The 23,251-nt window shown below is 46.1% G+C and carries 28 protein-coding genes; all 28 read right to left on the minus strand.

Features of this window, described 5'->3' with window-relative positions; all coding sequences use genetic code 11:
* Positions 1–21 precede the first annotated feature (21 nt).
* Complete coding sequence (trpA, locus tag NYE58_RS24865) at positions 22–846, minus strand: tryptophan synthase subunit alpha (protein WP_076127517.1); 825 nt, start codon at positions 844–846, stop codon at positions 22–24.
* On the minus strand, positions 843–2,042 hold the full coding sequence (gene trpB, locus NYE58_RS24870; RefSeq protein WP_076127515.1) for a tryptophan synthase subunit beta: 1,200 nt from the start codon (positions 2,040–2,042) through the stop codon (positions 843–845). The genes trpA and trpB overlap by 4 nt, the downstream gene beginning before the upstream one ends.
* A complete protein-coding gene (locus NYE58_RS24875) occupies positions 2,039–2,716 on the minus strand; it encodes a phosphoribosylanthranilate isomerase (protein ID WP_341003280.1) in 678 nt (225 codons plus the stop codon). The genes trpB and NYE58_RS24875 overlap by 4 nt, the downstream gene beginning before the upstream one ends.
* Positions 2,709–3,539 (minus strand): indole-3-glycerol phosphate synthase TrpC, encoded by an 831-nt coding sequence (gene trpC, locus NYE58_RS24880; RefSeq protein WP_076276711.1) that lies wholly within the window; start codon positions 3,537–3,539, stop codon positions 2,709–2,711. The genes NYE58_RS24875 and trpC overlap by 8 nt, the downstream gene beginning before the upstream one ends.
* Complete coding sequence (trpD, locus tag NYE58_RS24885; protein WP_175618936.1) at positions 3,529–4,569, minus strand: anthranilate phosphoribosyltransferase; 1,041 nt, start codon at positions 4,567–4,569, stop codon at positions 3,529–3,531. The genes trpC and trpD overlap by 11 nt, the downstream gene beginning before the upstream one ends.
* A 41-nt stretch (positions 4,570–4,610) precedes the next feature.
* Positions 4,611–6,176 carry an anthranilate synthase component I gene (gene trpE, locus NYE58_RS24890; protein WP_076218706.1) on the minus strand — a complete coding sequence of 522 codons (1,566 nt, stop codon included), beginning with the start codon at positions 6,174–6,176 and terminating at the stop codon, positions 4,611–4,613.
* Positions 6,177–6,608: 432 nt separating this feature from the next.
* Positions 6,609–6,983 (minus strand): chorismate mutase, encoded by a 375-nt coding sequence (gene aroH, locus NYE58_RS24895; RefSeq protein ID WP_076127508.1) that lies wholly within the window; start codon positions 6,981–6,983, stop codon positions 6,609–6,611.
* Positions 6,977–8,080 carry a 3-dehydroquinate synthase gene (gene aroB / locus NYE58_RS24900; protein WP_076218705.1) on the minus strand — a complete coding sequence of 368 codons (1,104 nt, stop codon included), beginning with the start codon at positions 8,078–8,080 and terminating at the stop codon, positions 6,977–6,979. Before aroB ends, aroH begins: the two co-directional genes overlap by 7 nt.
* 2 nt (positions 8,081–8,082) lie before the next feature.
* Complete coding sequence (gene aroC / locus NYE58_RS24905; RefSeq protein ID WP_076134686.1) at positions 8,083–9,252, minus strand: chorismate synthase; 1,170 nt, start codon at positions 9,250–9,252, stop codon at positions 8,083–8,085.
* A 192-nt stretch (positions 9,253–9,444) separates the two neighbouring features.
* Positions 9,445–9,606: a hypothetical protein gene (locus NYE58_RS24910; protein WP_169744788.1), complete on the minus strand. Its 162-nt coding sequence runs from the start codon at positions 9,604–9,606 to the stop codon at positions 9,445–9,447.
* A 105-nt stretch (positions 9,607–9,711) separates the two neighbouring features.
* Positions 9,712–10,515, minus strand: coding sequence for a CheR family methyltransferase (locus NYE58_RS24915; RefSeq protein WP_036676236.1), 804 nt, complete (start codon positions 10,513–10,515; stop codon positions 9,712–9,714).
* Between the two features lie 27 nt (positions 10,516–10,542).
* Positions 10,543–10,986 carry a nucleoside-diphosphate kinase gene (gene ndk / locus NYE58_RS24920; RefSeq protein WP_076127503.1) on the minus strand — a complete coding sequence of 148 codons (444 nt, stop codon included), beginning with the start codon at positions 10,984–10,986 and terminating at the stop codon, positions 10,543–10,545.
* Positions 10,987–11,085: 99 nt separating this feature from the next.
* Entirely contained in the window at positions 11,086–12,054 is a 969-nt protein-coding gene (locus NYE58_RS24925; RefSeq protein WP_076127501.1) for a polyprenyl synthetase family protein, read from the minus strand.
* Positions 12,051–12,911 carry a menaquinone biosynthetic enzyme MqnA/MqnD family protein gene (locus NYE58_RS24930; protein ID WP_076218704.1) on the minus strand — a complete coding sequence of 287 codons (861 nt, stop codon included), beginning with the start codon at positions 12,909–12,911 and terminating at the stop codon, positions 12,051–12,053. The genes NYE58_RS24925 and NYE58_RS24930 overlap by 4 nt, the downstream gene beginning before the upstream one ends.
* A 4-nt stretch (positions 12,912–12,915) precedes the next feature.
* The gene (locus NYE58_RS24935; RefSeq protein ID WP_036676229.1) at positions 12,916–13,518 is read right to left on the minus strand and encodes a UbiX family flavin prenyltransferase; all 603 of its coding nucleotides are present in this window, start codon (positions 13,516–13,518) and stop codon (positions 12,916–12,918) included.
* Complete coding sequence (locus NYE58_RS24940) at positions 13,518–14,390, minus strand: UbiA-like polyprenyltransferase (RefSeq protein ID WP_076127498.1); 873 nt, start codon at positions 14,388–14,390, stop codon at positions 13,518–13,520. Before NYE58_RS24940 ends, NYE58_RS24935 begins: the two co-directional genes overlap by 1 nt.
* Positions 14,383–15,129, minus strand: a complete 747-nt coding sequence (locus NYE58_RS24945) for a demethylmenaquinone methyltransferase (protein WP_076276733.1) — start codon at positions 15,127–15,129, stop codon at positions 14,383–14,385. The genes NYE58_RS24940 and NYE58_RS24945 overlap by 8 nt, the downstream gene beginning before the upstream one ends.
* Positions 15,130–15,138: 9 nt before the next feature.
* Positions 15,139–16,008 carry a heptaprenyl diphosphate synthase component 1 gene (locus NYE58_RS24950; RefSeq protein WP_076184236.1) on the minus strand — a complete coding sequence of 290 codons (870 nt, stop codon included), beginning with the start codon at positions 16,006–16,008 and terminating at the stop codon, positions 15,139–15,141.
* Positions 16,009–16,123: 115 nt separating this feature from the next.
* Complete coding sequence (locus NYE58_RS24955; RefSeq protein ID WP_341003284.1) at positions 16,124–16,666, minus strand: hypothetical protein; 543 nt, start codon at positions 16,664–16,666, stop codon at positions 16,124–16,126.
* A 94-nt stretch (positions 16,667–16,760) separates the two neighbouring features.
* A complete protein-coding gene (gene mtrB / locus NYE58_RS24960; RefSeq protein WP_051490908.1) occupies positions 16,761–17,009 on the minus strand; it encodes a trp RNA-binding attenuation protein MtrB in 249 nt (82 codons plus the stop codon).
* A 116-nt stretch (positions 17,010–17,125) separates the two neighbouring features.
* Complete coding sequence (locus tag NYE58_RS24965; protein WP_036676223.1) at positions 17,126–17,398, minus strand: HU family DNA-binding protein; 273 nt, start codon at positions 17,396–17,398, stop codon at positions 17,126–17,128.
* A 377-nt stretch (positions 17,399–17,775) separates the two neighbouring features.
* Positions 17,776–19,254: a stage IV sporulation protein A gene (gene spoIVA, locus NYE58_RS24970; RefSeq protein WP_036676222.1), complete on the minus strand. Its 1,479-nt coding sequence runs from the start codon at positions 19,252–19,254 to the stop codon at positions 17,776–17,778.
* Between the two features lie 437 nt (positions 19,255–19,691).
* Positions 19,692–20,438, minus strand: coding sequence for a hypothetical protein (locus tag NYE58_RS24975; RefSeq protein WP_341003285.1), 747 nt, complete (start codon positions 20,436–20,438; stop codon positions 19,692–19,694).
* A 30-nt stretch (positions 20,439–20,468) separates the two neighbouring features.
* Positions 20,469–20,837 carry a 2Fe-2S iron-sulfur cluster-binding protein gene (locus NYE58_RS24980; protein ID WP_076218703.1) on the minus strand — a complete coding sequence of 123 codons (369 nt, stop codon included), beginning with the start codon at positions 20,835–20,837 and terminating at the stop codon, positions 20,469–20,471.
* A gap of 34 nt (positions 20,838–20,871) precedes the next feature.
* On the minus strand, positions 20,872–21,051 hold the full coding sequence (locus tag NYE58_RS24985) for a DUF2768 family protein (protein WP_036676218.1): 180 nt from the start codon (positions 21,049–21,051) through the stop codon (positions 20,872–20,874).
* A gap of 197 nt (positions 21,052–21,248) precedes the next feature.
* Complete coding sequence (locus NYE58_RS24990) at positions 21,249–21,524, minus strand: stage VI sporulation protein F (RefSeq protein ID WP_038572437.1); 276 nt, start codon at positions 21,522–21,524, stop codon at positions 21,249–21,251.
* Positions 21,525–21,590: 66 nt separating this feature from the next.
* Entirely contained in the window at positions 21,591–22,631 is a 1,041-nt protein-coding gene (locus NYE58_RS24995) for an NAD(P)H-dependent glycerol-3-phosphate dehydrogenase (RefSeq protein ID WP_076218702.1), read from the minus strand.
* Entirely contained in the window at positions 22,624–23,241 is a 618-nt protein-coding gene (gene plsY, locus NYE58_RS25000) for a glycerol-3-phosphate 1-O-acyltransferase PlsY (RefSeq protein WP_036676213.1), read from the minus strand. The genes NYE58_RS24995 and plsY overlap by 8 nt, the downstream gene beginning before the upstream one ends.
* Between the last annotated feature and the right edge of the window lie 10 nt (positions 23,242–23,251).

Consider the following 23,251-nt stretch of genomic DNA (forward strand, 5'->3'; position numbering starts at 1 on the left):
ACACAGGTCAGAATGACACTGTTATGGTCTTTTTAATTGTGCCACAAATTCTCGAATTTGCAACAGTCCCTCATTCCGCGTAGCAGGATGATCGAGCAACGGGATTACCTCTTCTATTTTGCGGACAATGGCACTCCCTACTACAACACCATCGCAAATCTGAGCAAAACGGGCAACCTGTTCGCCAGTAGAGATCCCAAATCCTACAGCCACTGGCAGATCCGTAGCTTGACGAACGGAATCAATAAAGGCTTCTACATCCGCATGGAAAGAGGATCTTTCTCCAGTCACCCCTAATGAAGATACACAATAGATAAAACCGCTCGCACCGGATACAATCTTTGCAATCCGTTCGCTTGAGGTTGGTGCAACTAAAGGAATGAGGTTGACTCCAACTTCATCACTACGGCGCCGCATCTCCGCTGATTCCTCAACGGGAAGATCCGGGATAATAAGTCCGCTAATTTCATGCTTGTTCAGATCAGCAAAAAACGTATCTAGACCCATTTGCAGGATAGGATTGTAATAAGAAAACAAGATAAATGGCAAACTGCTGCCGGCTTCACGAGCCTTTAACGCGGTCTCCATGCAAGTGCGCAGGTGAACTTCACCCCGCAGTGCCCGGGCAGATGCTCGCTGAATTACAGGGCCGTCTGCAAGCGGATCAGAGTATGGTACTCCAAGCTCCAGAATATCTGCCCCTGCTGTCTCCAGTTCAGTGATGATGGCAAGAGTAGTCTCCAAATCCGGATCTCCAACAGTCAGAAAAGGAATCAATGCGGTCCGGTTCTCAGCTTTTAGCTTCCGGAATACCAAATCCATCCGGTTTGTAGTTTGGGTTGTCATTCAGTTCCCTTCCCTTCTGTATACGCCATAATGGATTCTACGTCTTTGTCTCCCCGGCCTGACAGGCAGATGACAACAATGTCATCCTTAGTAAGGGTTGGACCCATTTTTACAACATGTGCTATCGCATGCGCCGATTCTAACGCTGGAATAATGCCTTCCGTTACACATAGCAGCTTCAGTGCATCTAGCGCCTCTGCATCTGTAATCGGGACATATTTTGCGCGTTCGATATCTTTTAGATAGGAGTGTTCAGGACCCACACCAGGATAATCCAGGCCTGCGGAAATGGAATGTGCTTCTGTTACTTGTCCATGCTCATCCTGCAGGAGATAACTCATCGATCCCTGGAATACGCCATGAGTTCCTTTACTCATTGTTGCCGCATGAAAAGGGGTATCAATGCCTTTACCAGCCGCCTCTACACCAATCATACCGACATTTTCATCCTCAACAAATGGATAGAACATACCGATGGCATTACTGCCACCGCCTACAGCAGCTACGAGCACATCCGGCAGCCTTCCTTCAGCCTCCAGAATCTGGCGCCGTGTTTCATCCCCAATAACCCGCTGAAAGTTACGGACCATCATCGGATAAGGATGTGGTCCTACAGCTGAACCCAATATATAGAAGGTATCGTCTACATTGCTAACCCAGTAGCGAAGCGCTTCGTTGCCGGCATCTTTTAAAGTACGCGATCCGGAAGTAACGGGAATCACTTCTGCACCAAGCAGCTTCATCCGGAATACGTTAAGGGCCTGGCGACGTGTATCCTCTTCCCCCATAAACACCTTACATTCCATACCTAGCAAAGCTGCAACTGTAGCTGTGGCTACACCATGTTGACCCGCACCCGTCTCAGCGATTACCTTCGTTTTTCCCATCATTTTGGCCAAAATCCCTTGACCAATCGCATTGTTAATCTTATGGGCACCTGTATGATTCAAATCTTCACGCTTCAGATATATTTTAGCTTCTCCCAGATGTTTGCTCAGACGCTCCGCATAATACAGCGGGGTCTCCCGTCCGGAATACTGCTTTAATAGATAATCTATTTCTTCCTGAAAAGCTGGATCTGCCGAAAACTTACGGTAAGCCTCCTCCAACTCAATCAATGCATTCATCAAAGTCTCGGGCACGAAGCGGCCTCCGAATGAACCGAAACGTCCATGCTGGTCCGGTACTTGTATCATGATTGCTTCACCCTTTCCACAAAAGCTGTCATTTTTTGAATATCCTTAATGCCGTCAGTCTCTACTCCACTCGACACGTCTACCCCATACGGGGCATAGGTATCAAGCAATTCACCAACATTATCTGAATGAAGCCCTCCAGCCACAAACAAGGGCAAGTCATGTTGTACTGCAATTTCTTGGTAAGCAGGTAATTTATTCCAAGCGAACGTTCGGCCGGAGCCGCCACTCTGCAATGGATCATAAGTATCTAATAAAACCGCATCTACTGCAGCTACGTAATCTTCCAAGCTATATTCATTTTCAGCTTTATCCCGCTCTTGATCCGCAACGGACAGTGCCTTCCATACCTGAACCTGTGGATAAGCTCGGCGAACCTGCTGGCAAAAAGCTGGACTCTCCTGTCCATGAAGCTGAATTACATCTAAATGCACCACAGACAGCAATTCGTTCAACTCATCCAGCTCCGGATTAACAAAAACCCCGGCAGCCTTAGGAATTTCACCAGTCTTCCAATTTGGAAGCTCTGCAATCAGTTCGGCAGCACGCTCTATGGATACCTTCCGGCGGCTAGGTGCAAAAACAAATCCGATATAATCTAGTGGTAAGTGTAACATAGATTTTAGCACTTCAACGTCCTGAAGTCCACAGATTTTTACTAATGTCTCAGCCATGCCGTACACGGTCCTTTCCATTAGGAAGCTCACCGAGCAAACCGTTAACCGCATCCTCTACGTTAGCTTGACGCATTAGATACTCCCCAACGAGCACTCCGTGAGCACCAGTAGTTCTTAAGTAGTCGATGTCTGTTGACCCGGAAATTCCACTTTCGCTGATCACTGGAACACCTTGCGGCACAAGAGCTGCCAGCTCGGCTGTTGTCTCCAAAGAGGTCTCAAAGGTACGTAGATTACGGTTATTAATTCCTAGCAGGACGTTAGGTTGGGTTATCTTTTCTGTGCTCAGTACAACCGCCAGTTCATTCCGGTCATGCACCTCAATCAAGATATCCAATCCAAGCCCTGAAGCTATATCTATAAAATGAGATAGTTGTGCCGGTGTCAAAATAGCGACGATTAACAACACGGCATCCGCTCCGAGAAGACGTGCTTCGTAGATCTGCTTCTCATCGATAATAAAATCTTTGCGAAGCAGCGGCAGATTTACAGCTTCCTTCACTTGCTGCAGATAAGCTGCGCTGCCCTGGAAATATTCTGTGTCCGTCAGAACAGATAAGCAATCTGCACCTCCAGCTTCATACCCTTTTGCAATGGAAACAGGATCAAAATCCTCACGGATCAACCCTTTGGAAGGAGAAGCCTTCTTCACCTCAGCGATCAAGCCCATATCTCTGTTCTTCCCTTGGGTCAGAGCCTTACGAAAGCCTCTTGTTGCCGGAAGAAGCGCAATATCACGCTCTGCTTGTGCCAGCGAAAAGTTTTTACTGAGCAGTTCAACCTCTTTTATCTTAGTCGCGACAATTTTATCAAGATACATAATTAAGTTCCTCCGTCATAGCTACAAGCTGATTAAGCTTGGATAGTGCCTTGCCTGAATCCACTACTTCTTTTGCTCTCTCTACGCCTCCGGCCATGGTATCTGCCAGACCAGCAACATATATACAGGCTCCGGCGTTAGCAAGAACGATATCGCGATAAGGATTCATCTGCCCTTGAAGGACCGAGGTAATAATCGCCGCATTTTCAGCTGCATCTCCACCCAGCACAGCTTCCAATGGATGTCTGTTAAGACCTAATGCCTCTGGCGTTACCTCATACGTGGTTACGATGCCCTCTTTTAGCTCAGACACTAATGTAGGGGCCGAGATGCTGATTTCATCCAGACCATCCAAGCTGCTAACAACCATCGCACGCTTGGACCCCAGCTCCTTCAGTACATTAGCCACCGTCTCTGTCTTATTCCGATCATAAATCCCCAGCAGCTGACGGTCAGCACCAGCGGGATTCGTAAGCGGACCAAGCATATTAAAAATCGTCCGCACTCCAAGCTCTTTACGCGGTGCTGCCGCATGCCGCATCGAAGGATGATAGATTTGTGCGAATAAAAAACAAATGCCGATTCGATCCAAGCATTCCCGAGCCTGATCCGCATTCAGATGAATGTTGACGCCCAAAGCTTCAAGTACATCTGCACTTCCTGCTCTACCGGAAGCTGAGCGGTTGCCATGTTTGGCAACTCGTACCGAAGCCGCTGATGAAATAATCGCTGAGGCGGTAGAAATATTAAACTTATGGATGCCGGAACCGCCCGTTCCACATGTATCTAGCAGACGCGCTTTTTCAGTAAGGACAGGTGTGCCGAAACCTCTCATGGCTTCCGCAAACCCCGTAATCTCCTCCACGGTCTCTCCCTTAATCCGTAAAGCGGTCAGCAGTGATCCGATTTGCGCCTGTGAAGCCTCTCCCAGCATGATTGCACCCATTATATCCCGTGCTTCTACACGTGTCAGACTTTTGCCTTCGATTAGTCCAGCGATTCCTGATTGTATCAATTTTGTTGCATCCATAATGTTCATCCTCCCAGCCTTAATGTAATCTTTTTTATTAATCAAACCACCTGTTCAGGGGTATATGCGTACATGTAATCTTGATTGATGACTTGTTTCTCTTTTATCTCGGGTGGGAACATAGCCTCTGCCATACGAATAGCTTTTAGCATGCCCTTCGCTTTATTCACCGTCTCTTCATACTCTTTCTCCGGAACTGAGTCCCAAACGATACCCGCTCCAGCCTGCACATATGCTCTGCCCTTACGGAAGATGATTGTACGGATGGTGATACATGAATCCATATTTCCCGAGAATCCCAAATATCCAATCGCCCCCGCATAAGCACCACGGGCTTCTCGCTCCAATTCAGCAATAATCTCCATTGCCCGTAGCTTAGGTGCTCCTGAGACAGTACCGGCTGGCAGACAGGAGAGAAAGGCATCAAAGAAATCTTTATCCTCGCTAAGCGTGCCTGACACATTCGAAACCATATGCATGACATGAGAGTATCTTTCAATTTCCATAAAGGAATCACATTTTACAGAACCGAATTTGGACACTCTTCCTAAATCATTACGACCTAGATCAACTAGCATCAAATGCTCTGCACGTTCTTTTTCATCCTCCAGCAGCTCCGCGGCGTAAGCACGATCCGAAGCTTCACTTTCACCTCTTGGTCTTGTTCCGGCAATCGGCCGTGTCTCCACATGGTTTCCATCTACCTTTACGAGCGCTTCCGGTGAGGTTCCAACAATAATCTCTTCATCCATTTTCAAATAATACATATATGGAGATGGGTTAAGCGTCCTGAGCATCCGGTATACATGCAGTGGAGAAACTTCCGTTTCAATATGCAGGCGCTGCGACAACACCACTTGAAAAATATCGCCAGCCCGAATGTATTCCTTCGCTTGTTCTACGTTGTTGATATATTGTTCTTTAGTCAGGTTGGAATGAATCTCACCCAGCTCAATATCCTGCGGAATGCTGCGGCGGTTCACATTTTCCTTAGGCCCTTCCTTCTGCAGCTCTTCGGCCATATCCTCAAGCTTACGACTTAAGCTTTCGTAATTGGATTTGATATCTGAGTCCGTATCACCGTCTTTAACATGCAGGTTGCCAACTAGGAGAATTTGTTGTTTCACATGATCAAAAACAATGATGCGATCACAGAACATAAACCGGATATCATCCATTTGGAGATCATCTACTGGATGCTCAGGAAGCTTCTCATAATATTGCAGCAGATCATATCCAAAAAATCCGATCGCTCCTCCAGTAAATGGCGGCATCTCATCCAGCTTAGGGCTACGGTATGAACGAAGCAGCGCCTTAAGCTCCTCAATCGGCTTTCCATGCAGCTGTTTTTTCTTACCGTCGATCTCTACGTTAATCGCACCCTTTTTTCCCGATATCATTAAAAAGGGATCGCTGCCGATGAACGAATACCGGGCCCATTGTTTGCCACCCTCTACACTTTCTAGTAAGAACGCGCGGTCACGTTCAGCAAAACGTTGGAATAACCGGATAGGTGTTTCCATATCAGCCAGCAGCCGCTTCACAACAGGAATCAGATTATAATCCTGCGACAGCTTTACCACCTCTTGAACACTCGGATTCGTCATTTTTAGATGCCCCCTTGGTTATATAAATCTTTCCGAAACACAGAAAAACCCTCTACCAAAGTAGAGGGTTTGTGTAAGTAAGTATATGTTTTTGAGCAATGATCAGCATCGTTATGTTGTGCCTACAGACTTATCTCTAAATAAGATACATCACGGATGTGAAATAACACTCCAGTATATATCAAAATAAAGACTCTGCGTACACAAAAACTGCTAATCAGGCATAAACGTCTTCAGCATCCTTATAAGGACGGTAAGCGTATATGCGTGAAATATAAGAATGTATAGAACAAAGCTTATACTTTCTTATATTCGCAAAAATTTCTTGCACTCTGCTCAACTATACTCATCTCAACTCAACTAAACTCTTCTATACTCGGCTAATTACACTATACATGATGACAAGGGTCATTGACAACCCACAACTCAAATTTAAGACTTACTCTGCGACAAATCCGGACGAAGCTTCTGAGCTTCATTCAGATACACATGGCGGATCTCACGCTGTGATTTATCCGTATTAAACTGCACCATTAACCGGATACACATCGGCAGGCTGCCTTTGACCGGGATCTCGGTTGAACACATAAGCGGCACCATTTCCCAGCCCTCAATCTCACGAATGGCTCTTGCCGGAAAAGTAGCATCCAGATCATTGGTCATCGTAATCCATACATTGCTAATATCCTCAGCTATAACATTATTGCGTTCAACGATCTCCCGCAGCAGCACAACGGTTTCACGCAAAATCTCTGTTTCTTCGTTATTAATCACGGTAGTTGCTCCGCGAATCCCTCGATTTACCACGGTTTCCCCTCCTTTTTAAGCTCTGCCAGAACCTCTCGCACAAGCGATTCCTGTACATCGTTTACAATACTAACTACTCCTATGGCATCAGGCACAATAAAAGTCATTCTGCCTTCTTTGAATTTCTTATCATGCATCATTGCTTCCATTAGCTCCTCTTCATCATATTCAGAAGGAAGCTGTATAGGCAGTGAAAGTGCAGATAACATAGATACTGTATCCTCATAGATGGATCGGTCACGTCCAAGCTTTACAGCCAGCAGCGCCGAACCCGCCATACCAATCGCAATCGCTTCACCGTGCAAAAACACACCGTATCCGCCAACCGCTTCAATAGCATGGCCGATTGTATGGCCTAAATTCAGGATCGCCCGAAGTCCATGCTCACGTTCATCGTTCGCCACGACATGAGCTTTGATCGCACAACCGCGCTCAAGGGCATAGCCGAGAGCTTCAGCATTCAAAGCAAGCAGCTCATCAGCATGTTCACGGCACCAATATGCAAATTCTTTGTCCATAATCAGACCATGCTTCACTACTTCAGCTAAGCCAGAAGAGACTTGGCGCGGCGGAAGCGTGCGAAGGGTATCCAAATCGTAAAGCACCAGCGAAGGTTGATAGAACGCACCAACCATATTTTTGGCAAGTGGATGATTGACAGCCACTTTGCCGCCTACGCTGCTGTCATGGGCTAGAATCGTCGTTGGAATTTGTAGAAATCCTATTCCGCGCATGTAGGTAGCTGCTACAAAACCAGCTAAATCACCAACAACCCCGCCACCTAAAGCCAACACCGCTGAGTTACGATCTAGTCCCGCTTGAATCGCGGTCGTCATAACCTCTTCATACACGGTTAATGATTTGGATGCTTCCCCTGCCGGCATAATATGGCTGACTACGGTATAACCTTGCTGACGTAGAGCTTCTTCAAGCGCCGGTAAATACCGTGGAGCTACTTCACTATCACTCACAACCAGTAGCGGGCTGCGAGTGGACAGTCCAGCCTCAGCACAGTACTGGCCAATGTTCTGCAGCAGACCACTACCGATGTGGATTGGATAAGAACGATCTCCCAAATCTACATTGATTGTACGCATGATTAATAACTCTCCAATTGTGCAAGATAGTTTTCATAGTTCGCTTTAATTTCTTCGAGAGAATCCCCGCCGAATTTATCAAGAAATGCTTTGGCAACTTCCCATGCCACTACGCTTTCCAAAACCACACATGCCGCTGGAACCGCACATGCATCCGAACGTTCTACTTGAGCTGTAAAAGGTTCTTTCGTATCGATATCTACACTTTGAAGTGGCTTATACAAGGTAGGAATAGGCTTCATAACACCACGAACCACTACCGGCATGCCATTCGTCATCCCGCCTTCAAAACCGCCTAAACGATTGCTTGCGCGATAGTATCCTTTAGAAGCTTCATACATAATTTCATCATGGACTTGCGATCCACGCAATTTACCTGCTTCAAACCCAATGCCGATTTCAACGCCTTTGAAGGCATTAATCGACATCACTGCCCCAGCGATCGCACCGTCCAGCTTCCGGTCTGACTGTACATAGCTGCCAAGTCCAATGGGCAGTCCTTCGACGATACATTCAACGATTCCACCGATGGAGTCGCCCTCTTCCTTGATCTGATCTATGTAAGCCTCCATTTTCTGTTCCGTTTCTTTGTCGACAACTCTGACAGAAGACTGTTCTGTCCGTTCAATCAGCTCATCGATAGGCAGATCATTTGCAGGTGCCTCAATTTCACCAATGCGAATGACTTGACCTGCTACTTTCACACCAAAAGCTGCCAGCAGCTGTCTGGCTACAGCGCCACATGCAACTCTGGCTGCGGTTTCGCGGGCACTGGAGCGCTCCAGAACGTTGCGAAGATCCGTATGATTGTACTTCAATCCACCATTCAAATCTGCATGTCCAGGGCGCGGCCGATTTACCCGGCGTTTTTCTTCATCACTGCCTGGAATAGGTTCAATATTCATAATATTCTTCCAGTGAGTCCAATCCTTGTTCTCTACTACCAAGGCTACCGGAGCACCCGTAGTATAGCCGTGACGTACTCCACCTACAATTTGTGCCGTATCTTTTTCAATCTGCATGCGGCGTCCACGTCCGTATCCCTTTTGTCGACGATGCAATTGAAAGTTAAGCTCTTCAAAATCCAAAGTTAAATTACTTGGCAATCCCTCAATAATAGCCGTTAGCTGGGGGCCGTGCGTTTCCCCCGCTGTTAAATAGCGTAAACTCATGATGTCTTCCCCCTTTTATACTTTTAAACTGTAAACCGCTAAAATCCTATGATCTTTGCTCATTATAGTATAGGGAATCCGCTTTGACAAGAAAGGGATCTCCCTAGAAACACTGTATGTATACCGAAATAAAAAGCGCCATCCATACCCTTAAGAGTATGAATGGCGCTCCTCGGCTGGGTCCTCAGCTTGTTAGCTGCCGAGCCGCTGGCTTGGTGGAGGGAATGTAGACTTACGCTCTTCCAGCTGCAGAAGGCGCTCCAATTGCATTTCTTCCACACCGAGAATTTGCCCGCACTCACGAACGGTGATAAAGCCTCGTTTGTACGCGGCAATGACCTTGCTTTTGTCCATCGGTTTAACTTTCCTTTCACTTAGCGTACAGATTCTACTATCCAGTATCACTGAACTTTTGCGAAAGTATACCTTTGAAGTTAATGGCGAAGGAGCAAAAAGTATTTATTTTTTACGATAGAAAAAAGTTTCCGTCGATTCAAAGCCATATTGAGCCGGTGTAAAGATTTGCTCTGTGCTGCCCACAAACAAATAACCACCCGGACGTAAGCTAGCCGAAAACTTATGATAGAGCTTGTTCTTCGCTTCTTCAGTAAAATAGATCATTACATTGCGACAAATAATAAGATCGAAGCCTTCGTCGAACTTATCCAAGAGCAAATTTTGTTTGCGGAAATCTATGTTTTTCTTAAGTGAATCGCTGACCTTGAAGACAGGGCCTTCCGGCGTAAAATAACGTGCTGCCACGTCTTTCGGCACATCCTTTAAAGAACGTTCCAAATAAAGACCCTGCTTTGCTTTGGATAAAGCGCCATCATCAATGTCAGTGGCAAGAATACCTGTCTGCGCCAATATATTCTTGTCCGACAAAATCATAGCCAGCGTGTAAGGCTCTTCGCCTGTAGAACATGCCGCGCTCCACAGCTTTAATTTGCGGCCCGACTGCTGGAGGTCAGGGAGGATAATATCCCGCAAAACTTCCCAGCGATTCGGATTCCGCCAGAACTCAGAGACATTGATCGTCATTCGATCTAAAAATTCATAAAATAAGTCCTTATTTTTCATCATCGCTGCAAAAAAATCACTGAAGGTATGATACCCATTCTTCATCCGAAGAGTCGTCAAACGCCGCTTCATCTGCGCTTCTTTATATTGAGCCAGATCAATTCCGGTGCTTTGTTTAACGTTGTGAATAAATCCGCTATAATCTGGATCTGTTGTTAATGCTGCAACATTACGATCAGACATGTTAATCCCCTGCCTCCCACCTGGACCTTACATCCAGACTGCGATGTCTTTGTTATACTGATTCAGTTCATCTGGAGCAAAGAAATTAGCAATTTCCCGTTCTGCACTTTCAGGCGAGTCTGATCCATGAATTAAATTAAGTGGTGTATGGCTGGCAAAGTCGCCACGAATCGTGCCTGGCAGAGCTTCTCCAACTTTTGTTTTGCCTATGAGTGTCCGGGATAAAGTTACGACATCATCGCCTTCCCATACCATTGCAAACACTGGACCTGAAGTGATGAAAGAGACCAGCTCTGAAAAAAAGTCTTTGCCTGCATGCTCAGCATAATGTCTTTTCGCTTGATCCTCACTAACTGTAATCAGTTTAGCAGCGACCAATTTAAACCCCTTATCCTCAAAGCGGGCAACAATACGCCCTATTAATCCACGTTGAACTCCATCAGGCTTGACCATCAGATACGTCTTTTCCATAGAAGCACTCTCCATTTTCCCATTTGAAGGGTTGTTTTGACGCTATCTTAACAGAAACATTGCTTTCTGGAAACGTTTAATTTCAATCTCACCAGAAGATCAATAACTTCTTCCTGTTATAAAATACGCAATATCGCGCAGATTGCGCTTAGTCTTATTGTTAGGCAATTGTTCCAGCGCCGCCAGCGCCTTGTCGATATAACGTGAAGCGAGCTCCTCAGAACGGGCGATTCCGTCTCCGGAAAGAATGAGATCAATCGCATGTCCTACCGTGCTATGTCCCTCACGTATAGACTTCAGTTCCTCAAGCAATGACTCGCGCAGTCGCTCATCCTCAAGACTATAAATCACTGGAAGTGTAATGTTTCCTTGCCGCATATCACTGCCCGGAGGTTTACCGATCTGTTTCTCTGTGCCTGAGAGATCCAGTAAATCATCACGAATCTGGAACGCCATACCCACGTTATATCCATAATTATAAAGCAAACGAGCTACTTCTGGATCTGCTTCAGCAGCAAGAGCGCCGAGTTGGCAGCTAACTGCAATCAGCAGGGCTGTTTTGCGGCGGATACGCCGTAGATAATGACGTACACTTTGCTCACTGTTGAAAAAGTCACGAATCTGCTCCATCTCTCCGATCGACATTTCGATCATCGCCTTAGACAGAATTTGATGAATTCGTGGATTCTTCAGCTCCGTAGTCATAACCAGCGCTTTTGCATATATGTAGTCACCAGTGTACATGGCAATTTTATCGCCCCATTTTGCTTTCACGGTGAGTTCACCACGGCGCAATTCTGCATCGTCGATCACATCATCATGGACCAGTGAAGCGCTATGGATCAACTCTAACGGTATCGCCACCCGTTTCAGTTTTTCCAGATCATACTTACCGAATTTCCCGCCCATTAGGACAAATACGGGACGTAATCTTTTGCCGCCTGCCTTTAATAAATGCAGGGAGGTTTCTGTAAGCAGATCGTCATCCCCCTGTACACTGCGGTACAGCTCTTTTTCAATCTGATCCATATCTCTGTTCAGTAATCCGAATATTTGCAGTCGTTTCATTCTTTCACCCGTGTCAACAGTTTATGGCTCCAAATCTCCATCTTCACTTCCTGCGGCAGCAGGCCCATCTCATAGGCATAGCGGAAATAGAGGTTCAAACCTTGCTGCTGCCTTTCTCCAAAATCATAACATAAATTGCGGAAGTACCCTTCCCAATAAGACTTTGTTCCTCCAATGTTAGAACAAGCTGCTTGTACAATAGGATCTAAATCTCTCAATCCCCGCATTTTACTCTCGGCAAAAGCCTCTGCAATCTCAGAAATAGCTTCCGGTTTGTCCTCCGCAGCCTTTCGATTCACTGCCCAGACCGCAAAGGTCATCCCTAAGCCCGTCCATTCCTTCCAAACCTCAGCCAGATCAGTAACGATATAACCTTGATCCTGCCATGAGGCCTTAATAGCATTATCACCAATTAATAAACAGGCATCCGCTTCATGCATCATGTCATCCAAATCAGGATTAGCGCTAATATACTCCGGTTTATTGCCAAAAGCTTTTTCCATTAAAATTTTCAGCAAATTTACCGAGGTTGCAGAAGTATTCGTAACAGCGATCTTACCGCTGCCAATCTGAGCAAATGGCACCCTGGAAAAAAGGAATATTGATCTCACAGGACCGTCCGCGCTAACCGATAAATCAGGTAGAAGTAATAATTTGTCACTGGCCTCAGCATAAGCAAAAGAGGATAAAGCACCTACATGAATAGTTCCACGGCTCATCCCCTGATTAAGAATGGCAGGTACCTCACTCACCATCTCTGCAGAATATTTCAATGCAGAGGGATGAAAATTGTGAAATACCGGCCATGAGTTGGTATAGCTGATTTTGCCGATGATGGTGTGGCTGTTATTGTCCATCCTTTCAATCCCCCCATCTTCGAAATAAATTGTGTTCAATATTAAAGCTGTCAAGCACTTTGCCCACCATGAAATTAATCAGATCATCCATACTTTGCGGCCCAAAATAAAAAGCCGGCATTGCGGGAATCATCCGAACTCCCAGACGGGACAGCTTCAACATATTTTCTAGATGAATAGCATGCAATGGAGTCTCACGAGGTACAAGCACCAGTGGGCGGCCTTCCTTGAGCATAACGTCAGCAGCACGTGTCATCAGATTATCAGAGGTCCCATTCGCTACCGCGGATAATGTTCCCATAGAGCAAGGCATAATAATCATCCCTTCCACACGAAACGAACCACTTGCAATGGATGCGCCGATATCCGCAACAGGATGATAAAGCAGAGAACCGGGATAGCCTTTGAACCTTTCGTTCAAAAAGCCCTCCCGGTCTGATGCGATATAGCCAAGTTCTTCTTTAAATACGCGCCAGCCCGCATTACTAACTACCAAATGCACGGAGTAGCCTAGTGACAGCAAGGTTTCAGTTAGACGAACACCATATATCGCACCGCTTGCTCCTGTAATTCCAACCACGATGTTTTTCGGTTTAGTAAGCGTCATTAGTAGAACTGCACCACCAAGTCAATCAAAGTGAAAGAGAACACCACGATGCTCAATACGCCGTTCATAGTGAAAAAAGCAGTCTGCAGACGGCTCAGGTCACTCGGAGATACAATGTAGTGCTCATAAAAGAGAATGATATATGCGATGATCATGCCTGCTACATACCACCAGCTTAAATCCGTCATAAACAGCAACGATACGAATCCAATCGCCGTGAGAATGTGAAATACGCGGGCAATAAAGAGTGCACCTTGAACCCCGAACCGAACCGGAATGGACTTCAAGCCCTCTTTTAGATCAAACTCAACATCCTGACAAGAATAAATTACATCAAAACCTGCAGTCCAAAACACAATAGTGAAATAAAATACCATTGAAGTCCAATTCACACTACCAGTTACAGCTACCCAACCGCCTAAAGGTGCAAGCGCAATGGTCAGACCGAGGATAAGATGGCAGGCCCATGTAAACCGCTTAGTAAATGAATAAATGACAAGAAGGAAAACTGCGATTGGCAAGAGCTTGGCCGACAAAGGATTCAGCTTAAAGGCTGCCCAAAAGAGTAAGAAAAACGAAATGCCGATAAAAATGACGACTTCACCGATCTTCAATAATCCTGCAGGAATAGCTCTTCCCGCTGTGCGTGGATTCTTAGCATCACTTATCCGGTCAATCAGTCGATTCAGCCCCATAGCAGCGCTCCGTGCCCCAAACATAGCCACTACGATCCAACCAATCTGGCTCCAGGTAGGTAGCGTGCCAAACATGACAACGGAACCAAGTAAAGCGCCCATAAAAGCAAAAGGTAAAGCAAATACCGTATGTTCAAACTTGATCATTTGTAAAAAGATACCGATTTTCTTAAACATTCCCGTTCTCCTTGAGCCCAATATGTAATGCCGCGATGCCTCCGGTCAAGGGGAAGGATTCCACTTTTTGCAGTCCGGTTTCACGGAAAATAGCAGCTAATTGCTCCCGGTCAGGGAACAGCGCCAGCGATTCTGGCAGCCATTTGTATTGCTCATACCTTTTAGCGAATAACTTGCCCAGCAATGGAAGAACACGCTGAAAATAAAAGAAATAGATACCTTTAAACGGTTGTTTCATCGGCTTGGAAAGCTCCAGGCAGACCACCATTCCTCCGGGCTTCACCACTCGTTTCATCTCGTTCAGCACTTGAACAAGATCCGGTACGTTGCGGAGTCCAAAACCAATCGTTGCATAATCAAATGCGTTGTCTTCAAAAGGCAACTCCATAGCGTTGCCCTGTACGAGAGAGATCCGGTTCTGAAGCTTGCGCTCCTCCACCTTACGGTGCCCCACTTCAAGCATGCCTGCACTGAAGTCGAGCCCTATCACATTCCCTGTCTGTGAGGCTTCGGCCAAGGCAATGCTCCAATCGCAAGTGCCGCAGCATAAGTCTACAGCTGAATCCCCGCGCTTCATGCCCATCTTCTTCATCGTGAACTTACGCCAAGCCTTATGCCGGCGAAAACTTAAGATGTCATTCATCAAATCATATTTACCTGCAATACTCTCAAACACCGAGTGCACAAACTGTTCCTTCGGTTTGCTGTTATCACCCACAGCAGTTGTAGTTTTGTCCATAGTCATCCACTAACCCTCCACGGCTGCTTGTCCTGAGACTTTCATCTGCAGGAGAATACGATCCAGCGCTATCTCAAGCTCTCTAAGCAGGCTTTCGTCTTTAACGCTTTGTAATAGTCCCTGAATCGACTGAATCGACTGATGGAGCATGTCCGTCAGCAGAGAATCACATTTATATTTCATCTTCAGCATCTTCCAGTCCTTCTGATCAAGGTTCTGGTCTTGAAGCTGTTTGCGTTCTTCCTCTGTCGCTGACTCCAGCATCTTCCAGTAGCAATAACCATTGCTTGCATTCTCAAGGTTATCACAACGCTGAAGCTCAATGGCAACCGTTTCGCACTGACTGAACTCTGTCAATAACTTCTCCCACAATTCCACTAAGGAATTCTCGATCATGGGCGTAAAAGAAAGGAACAGCCGCATATTGAGCTGTACCATGTGCCGCAAGTATTGTTCAGCCGAAAGACGGATTCCTCTCATCTTCACATAGAGGTTCGCTTTCAAGACATTGAAATCAGCAATCGCCTTACTCAAGATTCCAACCATCTCAATCTGATCACTCTTTGCAAGCAGATGGTAAAACCAGCTACTAAAATAATCGCCAGCCAATACCTTTAATTGACGGGAACGCATAGGATCTCCACCGCGTCTATCATTCGAGCGGTCAATTACCTCATGTGTATCTAGTCCAAGTTGAATAAGTGCGGTTACGAGCGTATACAACTCACCAGTACTTCCTTTTACAGAAGATCCATGGTTTAGAAAAATATATAACAAATGACCCCGGCCATCAGAAAACGGCGGCAAATCCGTATGCTTCTGAATCATGTCGTAGTCGGTGTAGGGTTTTGCCAGTTGCGGTATGCAGTACGGTTTCATTTCAGCCTCCGAAGCCATTGACATTTATATTAATTCCTTTGTTCACAATCTTGTCTATTATATCACATGTTTTTTTGTCACGCACTGTGACACAACTGAGTTTCTTTTATTCTTCTCAAGGATAACTGAACTGCTTCTTCCAGAGCTCAGTCTCACTAATACGGAAGCCCGTCTTGAGACGCTCGGAAATGGGGAAATTACCCGCAGACTGAAGTTCATTCTGGAGTTCAACGGACCACTCCGCGCGTCTGATATCCCCTGCTAGCAGCAGCCGGCGGCTATCCAGCCATTTATCCATGACCACGATGCGCAGCAGGAGCTGATCCACATTCGAGGTTTCTTGAAAAGCAAAAGAAATAGTCTGTGCCATATTTCGATAAAGCTCCTGGGGTTCATGATCATTTCCGCTCACTTTTAAATCCAGAGACAGAACGTGATCCTCCCAGTCTACGCTATCAATGGATAAGGTCAATGGAAGTGCGCCAAGAACATCAACAAGATTATCGTTGTCTAGCACCGTGTTATAGCCGCCAGTAAAAGTCTCCACTGCACCATTTCGCTGCTGTAAGGTTGAATCCATATCTGCCACTTTGGGCAATATTACAGCAGAGGTTGCAGTCAAGAGTAATACGGCTCCAACCCACCAGGCCTTGTTCATGAACACGCCCCCCTTATCCATAATTCCCACTCTTAGCGGAATACGATCATTTATCTTTACTATATTTTGAAAAAAAGCAGGCTATGCCTGCTTTTCAGCTTTCACTTTCCAATTGTCCGTGCTTTGTCCATATTTCAGCCTTACCGCGGATCTTCATCGCTGAGGTATGATCAGTAAACTGGGCAATCAATACCTCGCCCTTATCCAGCTTCTCTGTATGATGAAAACGTGTATCTGTACCTCTGGTTAACCCAATGACCTGAACGCCATTATCTTTAGCCTTAACCACAATATAGTCGCTGCCCGTTGGAAGCGGAGTAGTACCCGTATTTTTATCCATCATCACTCATCCTCCTCTAAACCTATTATACAGTTCATAGTATTTCAAAAAACAAATGCCGCCTTGGAGGGCGGCATAGTTGTTCTTAAAAAGACTATGGGATAGGTATGTAGAAATCTTTATTTGATTCCGTCTTTCAGCGCCTTACCGGGTTTGAATGCCGGTACCTTGCTTGCAGGAATTTCGATTTCTTCACCAGTTTGCGGGTTACGGCCTTTACGTGCAGAACGCTCACGCACTTCAAAGTTTCCGAATCCAACCAGTTGTACTTTATCACCGCTTTGCAGTGCTTCTGTAATTGCTTCGAAAACCGCATCTACAGCTTTAGTAGCATCCTTCTTGGGAAGTTCAGTTGCTTCTGTAACTACATTGATCAAATCTGATTTATTCATGTTTTCTCACCTCCCTGAGTAAATTCTCCGGTATCATACACTGTTTCCGTTTCAACGTAAAATATACGTGATAATCCCGTTTAAAACTTAACTTTGGCGCCCTTAGACCTTGAAGCGCAACAAACTTATAGTAATACAGCCCATCCATAAATTCAAGCTGTTACTCAAAAAAGGAGCAGAAATTATCATCTATACTTGCATATTTATCTAAATTCGATCTAATTTGTTAGACCTATAGGAGCAGTTAAGGTCTTTATTTCATCAGAATAATTGAGTCAGATTCACCGTTATTATAGGAACTAGGTATCAAGTTTTAGGATATATACAAATAAAAAGAGCAGGATTTCTCCCACTCTTTGAATTTATTTATATTCAGCTTAGAGAATAATTGCAATAAGTCCGCCGGAACCCTCATTTATAATGCGGCCAAGCGTTTCTTGCAGTTTGTAGCGCGCATTATCCGGCATCATAGCTATCTTGCCTTGAATTCCTTCTCTTACAATGGAGTGTAGGGAGCGGCCAAAAATATCGGATTCCCAAATCTTAATAGGATCATTCTCAAAGTCCTGCATCAGATAACGAACCAGCTCTTCGCTTTGCTTTTCCGTTCCGATGATTGGCGAGAATTCAGACTCCACATCCACCCGAATCATATGAATGGATGGTGCCGTAGCCTTTAAGCGAACCCCGAAGCGAGAGCCCTGACGAATCAGTTCTGGCTCGTCGAGTGCCATTTCGGCTAAAGATGGAGCCGCGATACCATAGCCAGTAGTCTTGACCATTTCCAAAGCTTCTGAGAATCGGTCGTATTCTCGTTTCGCATGTGAGAACTCCTGCATAAGCTGGAGCAGATGATCCTTACCGCGGATCTCAACCCCCACCACTTCCATCAGAACTTGATCGTACAGCTCTTCTGGAGCATACAGGTCGATCTCTGCTACACCCTGACCCATGTTCATACCACTTAGGCCAGCTTTATCAATAAAGTCATATTCGGTGAACTGAGATACGAGGCGGTCAACATCCCGCAGGCGGCGGATGTCTTTTACAGTATCGCGAACGGAGTTCTCATAACTACTACGCAGCCAGTGGTTTTCTCCAAGCACCATAACCCAGCTTGGCAGATTTACATTTACTTCATGCACTGGGAATTCATAAAGCACTTCCCGCAGCACACCCGTTACGTCATCTTCGCTCATGTTTGCGGCGCTTAGCGTCATAACTGGGATATCGTATTTGATGGCTAGCTCGTTACGGAGCTGCTGCGCTTCCTCACTGCGTGGCCGGGTGGAGTTAATGACAAGCACAAACGGCTTACCCACTTCCTTCAGCTCTGCAATGACGCGCTCTTCAGAGTCCACGTACGAGTTCCGCGGAATTTCTGCAATCGTACCATCTGTTGTTACCACTACACCTAGCGTTGAATGCTCCTGAATAACCTTACGTGTCCCGATTTCTGCCGCTTCCTGAAAAGGAATAGGCTCTTCAAACCAAGGTGTAGAGATCATTCGTGGTCCATTTTCATCCTCGTAACCTTTTGCACCCTCTACAGCGTAACCCACACAGTCTACCAGACGAACATTAACCTCAAGCCCTTCCGCAACCTTGATTTGGACTGCGTTGTTTGGCACAAACTTCGGTTCTGTCGTCATAATCGTTTTGCCTGCTGCGCTTTGCGGAAGCTCATCCACAGCTCTTACTCGATCAGCCTCATTCGTGATGTTTGGCAGGACAATGGTTTCCATGAAGCGCTTGATAAATGTCGATTTCCCCGTGCGAACCGCGCCGACGACGCCAAGATAAATGTCTCCGCCGGTACGCTCGGCAATGTCCTTGAAAATATCCACTTTTTCCAAAAGAGATCCCCTCCTCATATTACTCCGAAGAAAAAATGCCTGAAGAGCATCGACTTCGCGTTCCGCCGGTAATCTGACCCTTGCAGGACATCAACCGGACTTATCGTATGCCCGCCCGAAGCCTAGCTGCTTTCGACCGGGACGTACTTGCCCCGCGCTAAACTCCGAATGCTCGGACATGCATTTGGACTAGTATCATCATATGTATCCGGAACGAATTTATGACCCATATTCGCGCATTTCACAATGTAATTTCAAAAAAAGTTAAGTCTGCGCGCCGCAAGGCGTCTGACGCCCGGAAGCTTACTCATCCATCTTATGAGGTAGGATTCGTTGATAGAACTATTTTTAGTGGATGCTGAGATTAAAAGGTTATAAACAAAAAACGCCTAATGCCCCGGATAAAACCGAAGCTTAGACGCTTTTAAACTATAACTCTAACTTGGAGGCTGTGGGATCGGCTGATTATTAATCCATAGATACGGCAAAGACTTTACGGGAACGTAATATGAAGCTTCCTCCAGATCCAGTCGCAAGTCCTGATTCTTGTCGTGCTCTCCACCCTTCTTATCGACGGCAGCCATGATATCAAAAACATAATCTACGTAGACAGTTCCATCCTTATCCATGATAAAGTCAAGAACTTGACCGGAATAGACGCTAGTTAAGGTTATAGAGCTTGTACCCGCCTGCTTATGATCAATGGTATACAATCCGGGGTATAGCTCATCAAGCACAGGGAGGTTGCCGCCATGAGCTGATTTATAGCGGTTAACCTGTCGTTGCACGTCATTCACCTTTTGAACCGTAACAAGGTCCATCACCTTCACCACAGGATCAATTTCCTCATTCAAAATAAGAAAATAAGCACTTCCACCCTGCTCAAAAGCGGTAGCCGGTATATCATCCAAATATCCCTTATTATTCAACTTCCCCAGGTCAATACGAAACTTCTCATACCTTGGAGTAGTTTCATCCGCATTAAGAATGGGCAGTACCTCTTCCTCCTGTTGATAATCATCAACGGCTGCTTGTATCCGTTTAACACTTTCCCGATAATTAACACTAGCCCGCTTCTCATCACCTGGGTATAGACAACCCGAAAGCGTAAGCGCGAGCGATACCATCCCTAGCAAAAGCTTGGCCCCTGCCTTCAGTTTCATTTTATATCCTATAAACTCCAACCGAGTCCCTCCCACGGTGACATTCTTACGCTACCACAGTTCATCTTCTTCCCCACGCCGCGCTGCTTCAAGCTTACGGCGCACCGCAGCCTTCAGTGGATCTTCCGGCACCTGAACGGTTACGTCGCTCCATACGGCAGCCTGACAGGCCAGACGCGTTCCTTCTTCTAAGGCCGATCCAAGCTTACGCCGCTCAATATCTCCGGGAGGCCTTACTGCAGAAGCCTCTTCCTTCGCGACTGTAACCTTGCACATCAGGCAGCCTGCTTTGCCTCCGCATCTAGTTGTAATTGGCACTCCTGCTTTACGAGCGGCCTCTAATAACGAAATGCCACGGTTCACAACAGCTTTACGACCTTCTGGTTGAAATACAACGGTAACTCCTTTTTGTGATTTCATGATGTTACTTCCTTCCTCAACACTATGTAACTGCTTACATAATTGAAACAACTCCGCCCAATAGGCCCACTAACATGATGACAAAAGCAAGTATAGACAGTACAGCCTTAAGCAATCCCTTGGTTTTGCTCCGAGCAAAAGTTATAAGAAATACTGATAATCCCATAATCAGCATCGCAATCAGGGATAACCACATTTTCGTCATCGGATCCATGGTCAAAGCCCCCATTCGCCTGTAATTTATTAGGGACTATTATATCATGACCTTATCCTTTTCTGTAAAAAAACATCATTTTTTATGTATTATTTTAAATAAATTACACTTCGTGAAAATTATCAGGAATATAAAAAAAAGCAAAAGACGACGGAATCGTTCATTGATCCGTTTTCTTTTGCTCACCCAACTTAAAGCTATTTTTTAAGCATCATTTTCATTAAAGACTCCATTGTGCTGGAACCTGCGCCGCCTTTTTTAACGGCATTGATAATCTCCTGCACAGTAGCTTCACTGACCGGCACTTTCGCCATTGATGACACCTGCTTAATTAACTGGCGGAGCTGGGCTTCATTCTGCGTAGTTCCTGGCTTTACCGTACTGGCTAGCTTTTTGACGGCACTTTCCGTAATGTTCTTGCCCGCCTTTTTGTTAATGGCGTTCAATGCATCCTTGGAAAAATCTCTGCTCACTTTTCATCCCTCCTCCGTCAATCCCCATTACAACATATGAGAATTTGCGGAAAAAGGTGAACAGGATCAGGAATGCCACTGCTCCCAAGTTTCCTGGGAGATCGACTCAAGCTCAGGCTTACGATCACGACCCATCAAGGCTTCAACCGCACTGCGTGGGCTTCTTCCTTGAAAGAGCACATGATAAATCTGATCCGTAATCGGCATCTGCACACCCAGCTTGAGCGAAATTGCATAAGCTGCTTCGGTAGTACGTATACCTTCGACTACCATCCCCATGGATTCCAGCACCTCGGCCAGCGGCTTGCCTTGACCAAGCATGGACCCAGCGCGCCAGTTACGGCTGTGCTGACTAGTAGCCGTCACAACAAGGTCGCCAATTCCGGCAAGGCCGGCAAAGGTCAAAGGATTGGCTCCAAGCTCAACTCCCACCCGAGATATCTCGGCGAGTCCACGGGTCAAAAGCGCTGCTTTAGCATTGTCCCCATATCCAAGGCCATCGGATAGACCTGCACCAAGGGCAATAATATTCTTAAGAGCTCCGGCAAGCTCTACCCCTACCTGATCACGATTCGTATATACACGGAAATCGTTGTTGATGAACAATTCCTGCGCTTCGGCGCTACGTTTGTCATCAGGTGAAGCAACTACAACGGTTGTAGGACACCGGCGTACAACTTCCTCTGCATGACTTGGACCGGAGAGGACGACGATCTGCCCTTCGTCACAACCTAGTTCCTCTGCAATTACGATGGACATCCGCTTATTGCTTTCTGACTCAAAGCCCTTCGTAGCATGAACACATAACATGTCATCCTTCCAGAATGGCTTCAGACTGCGAGCAACCTGCCGCATTCCTGAAGACGGAGCTACAATTACAACCGCCTTAGAACCGGACACTGCCGTTTCCATATCCGTAGTTGCAATAATGTTAGCTGGCAGTGCGATGTCAGGCAGATACTTATTATTCGTATGAGAGCCATTGATCTCGGCAGCTTGATCAGAGTTGCGTGTCCACAGATAAACTTCCGAGTGGTTTGCAGCCAGCACGCTAGCCAGCGCAGTTCCCCAGCTCCCCGCTACAAGTACGGTAACTTTATCAGACAACACGATTCCCTCCTTTAACTTTTGAGCCTATCTTGTTCTCACGGCCTTCTACGATCTTTACAATATTCGTCCGGTGCCGCCAGAAGGCGAAGACCGCAATAATAATACTGGTCCAGAGCACAGGTTGTGTAAATCCTGTCAACAATAAAGCCACTGGTGTCAGTGCTACAAAAATTAATGAGCCAAGGGACACGTAACGTGTGATAAAGATAGACAGGATGGCGATGATACCGGCGAGCAGCGCTGGCCATAAACAAAGCGTAGCCATAACACCGATCGTAGTAGCAATGCCTTTCCCCCCACGAAAACGAAAATAGAGCGGCCAATTATGTCCGATGATGGCAGCGATTCCGCAAAGAGCCGGAACCCAGGTTCCCCAACCGCCGACCCAGGTTCCTAACCATACAGCGGCCACCCCTTTCAGCACATCCAGCAACAGCACTAGTATTGCAGGACCTTTACCCAATACACGCAGTGTATTGGTAGCTCCCGCATTTCCGCTTCCGTATTGACGGATATCAATTCCCTTTAGCAACTTTGCAAGCAGTACACTAAAGCTGACAGAACCAAGCAAATAGCTTACAACGATAACCAGAAGTTCAAGCGCCACACTTCTTCTC

The organism is Paenibacillus sp. FSL L8-0708 (assembly GCF_038009325.1).
Taxonomy (GTDB): Bacteria; Bacillota; Bacilli; order Paenibacillales; family Paenibacillaceae; genus Paenibacillus_AQ; species Paenibacillus_AQ odorifer.

Excerpts from the sequence above, each read along its gene's own strand:
- trpA (WP_076127517.1), bottom strand. The coding sequence starts at position 846 with ATGACAACCCAAACTACAAACCGGATGGATTTGGTATTCCGGAAGCTA.
- trpB (WP_076127515.1), bottom strand. The coding sequence starts at position 2,042 with ATGATACAAGTACCGGACCAGCATGGACGTTTCGGTTCATTCGGAGGC.
- NYE58_RS24875 (WP_341003280.1), bottom strand. The coding sequence starts at position 2,716 with ATGGCTGAGACATTAGTAAAAATCTGTGGACTTCAGGACGTTGAAGTG.
- trpC (WP_076276711.1), bottom strand. The coding sequence starts at position 3,539 with ATGTATCTTGATAAAATTGTCGCGACTAAGATAAAAGAGGTTGAACTG.
- trpD (WP_175618936.1), bottom strand. The coding sequence starts at position 4,569 with ATGGATGCAACAAAATTGATACAATCAGGAATCGCTGGACTAATCGAA.
- trpE (WP_076218706.1), bottom strand. The coding sequence starts at position 6,176 with ATGACGAATCCGAGTGTTCAAGAGGTGGTAAAGCTGTCGCAGGATTAT.
- aroB (WP_076218705.1), bottom strand. The coding sequence starts at position 8,080 with ATGCGTACAATCAATGTAGATTTGGGAGATCGTTCTTATCCAATCCAC.
- aroC (WP_076134686.1), bottom strand. The coding sequence starts at position 9,252 with ATGAGTTTACGCTATTTAACAGCGGGGGAAACGCACGGCCCCCAGCTA.
- NYE58_RS24910 (WP_169744788.1), bottom strand. The coding sequence starts at position 9,606 with ATGGACAAAAGCAAGGTCATTGCCGCGTACAAACGAGGCTTTATCACC.
- NYE58_RS24915 (WP_036676236.1), bottom strand. The coding sequence starts at position 10,515 with ATGTCTGATCGTAATGTTGCAGCATTAACAACAGATCCAGATTATAGC.
- ndk (WP_076127503.1), bottom strand. The coding sequence starts at position 10,986 with ATGGAAAAGACGTATCTGATGGTCAAGCCTGATGGAGTTCAACGTGGA.
- NYE58_RS24925 (WP_076127501.1), bottom strand. The coding sequence starts at position 12,054 with ATGAAACGACTGCAAATATTCGGATTACTGAACAGAGATATGGATCAG.
- NYE58_RS24930 (WP_076218704.1), bottom strand. The coding sequence starts at position 12,911 with ATGGACAATAACAGCCACACCATCATCGGCAAAATCAGCTATACCAAC.
- NYE58_RS24935 (WP_036676229.1), bottom strand. The coding sequence starts at position 13,518 with ATGACGCTTACTAAACCGAAAAACATCGTGGTTGGAATTACAGGAGCA.
- NYE58_RS24940 (WP_076127498.1), bottom strand. The coding sequence starts at position 14,390 with ATGTTTAAGAAAATCGGTATCTTTTTACAAATGATCAAGTTTGAACAT.
- NYE58_RS24945 (WP_076276733.1), bottom strand. The coding sequence starts at position 15,129 with ATGGACAAAACTACAACTGCTGTGGGTGATAACAGCAAACCGAAGGAA.
- NYE58_RS24950 (WP_076184236.1), bottom strand. The coding sequence starts at position 16,008 with ATGAAACCGTACTGCATACCGCAACTGGCAAAACCCTACACCGACTAC.
- NYE58_RS24955 (WP_341003284.1), bottom strand. The coding sequence starts at position 16,666 with ATGAACAAGGCCTGGTGGGTTGGAGCCGTATTACTCTTGACTGCAACC.
- mtrB (WP_051490908.1), bottom strand. The coding sequence starts at position 17,009 with ATGATGGATAAAAATACGGGTACTACTCCGCTTCCAACGGGCAGCGAC.
- NYE58_RS24965 (WP_036676223.1), bottom strand. The coding sequence starts at position 17,398 with ATGAATAAATCAGATTTGATCAATGTAGTTACAGAAGCAACTGAACTT.
- NYE58_RS24980 (WP_076218703.1), bottom strand. The coding sequence starts at position 20,837 with ATGAAATCACAAAAAGGAGTTACCGTTGTATTTCAACCAGAAGGTCGT.
- NYE58_RS24985 (WP_036676218.1), bottom strand. The coding sequence starts at position 21,051 with ATGGATCCGATGACGAAAATGTGGTTATCCCTGATTGCGATGCTGATT.